At 37.4% G+C, this 1,517-nt stretch carries 2 protein-coding genes; both read left to right on the top strand.

Features of this window, described 5'->3' with window-relative positions:
- A partial coding sequence (locus E1171_RS01530) for a CatB-related O-acetyltransferase (protein ID WP_155203395.1) occupies positions 1 to 453 on the top strand: 453 nt, incomplete at its 5' end.
- Between the two features lie 100 nt (positions 454 to 553).
- On the top strand, positions 554 to 1,517 hold a 964-nt coding region (locus E1171_RS01525), incomplete at its 3' end, for an aminotransferase class V-fold PLP-dependent enzyme (protein ID WP_155203393.1).

Raw genomic sequence — 1,517 nt, 5'->3', positions numbered from 1 at the left:
ATTGGAAAGTTTTGTATGATTGCTTCTGGAGTTACCTTTATCATGAATGGAGCCAATCACTTGACTGAATCTATATCCTCCTATCCCTTTGCCATATTTGGAAATGGGTGGGATAAGGCAATGGAAGGAAAAGCTTATCCGACAAAAGGAGACACCGAAATAGGTAATGATGTTTGGATTGGATATAATGCCACCATCATGCCTGGGGTTAAAATAGGAGATGGGGCTATTATAGGATCTAATTCAACGGTGGTAAAAGATGTAGAGCCTTATACTATTGTGGGAGGGAATCCAGCTAAAGATATTAAAAAACGATTCACAAAAGAAAAAATCGAAAAGTTACTGGAATTAAAATGGTGGGATTGGAGTTTAGATAAGATTACGGAAAATGTCAATGCCTTAACGGGTAGTGAACTTGATGGTCTAGCTCCAGAAGTTTTAAGAAAGGATTAAATACCATTGACATTTTTTTGAAGGGATTCAAATTGAAGGATTATCAAGGTTATTTGGTTAAATATTTATTTTAATGTTTAAACTAAAACAGCAATAGGACTTGAAACCACAACTGCACAAATTTAAACTACCGACAGATGTTTGTTATTTGAATACAGCCTTTATGTCTCCTCAGCTAAAGGACGTGGAAGAAGCCGGAATGAAGGCCATTTCCTCTAAGAATTTACCCTATTTAATTAGGGAGGAAGACTTTTTTGAACCAGTAACTAAATTGAAAAAGCAATTTGCGGATTTAATACAGGCAAAAGATTATAGAAATATTGCGCTTATTCCTTCCGTATCTTATGGGATTGCAAACGTGGCCAAAAATATTAAATTGAAAACTGGCGATGAAATTATTGTTTTAGAAGGGCAATTTCCAAGTAATGTTTATCCCTGGATGCGTTTAGCCAAAAATCATCAGGCTAAATTGAAAATTATTAAAGCAGATTCCCAAGCCAAAGAAAGAGGAATAAGTTGGAATCAGGCCATTCTGGAAGGAATTAATGAAAAAACTGCTTTGGTAGCCCTGGGCCATGTTCATTGGGCAGATGGGACACTTTTTAATTTAAAGGAGATTAGGGAGAAGACCCGTCAAAATGGTGCATTGTTAGTAATTGATGGAACCCAGTCTGTTGGAGCATTGCCCTTTTCTGTTAAGGAATACCAACCCGATGCTTTAATTTGTTCGGGATATAAGTGGTTGTTAGGCCCTTATTCCATAGGCCTAGCTTATTATGGAGATTTATTTAATGAGGGTACGCCTATTGAAGATAGTTGGTTGAACCGTGCTGGAAGCGAGGATTTTTCCACCTTGGTAAATTACACTGACAAATACCGTGTAAAAGCAGGTAGGTATTCGGTGGGAGAAAATGCTAACTTTATTCTAGTCCCTATGCTCAGTAAGGCATTGGAGCAGATAAAAGAATGGGGGCCTGAAAATATCCAGGACTACTGTCATAGAATATCAAAAAAGGCCCTAGGGGATTTGAGAAATCAGGGTTGTTTCATTGAAGAGGATGAAT

It is taken from the genome of Xanthovirga aplysinae (genome assembly GCF_009711365.1).
GTDB lineage: Bacteria > Bacteroidota > Bacteroidia > Cytophagales > Cyclobacteriaceae > Xanthovirga > Xanthovirga aplysinae.
This window is presented reverse-complemented; position numbering and strand designations above follow the sequence as displayed.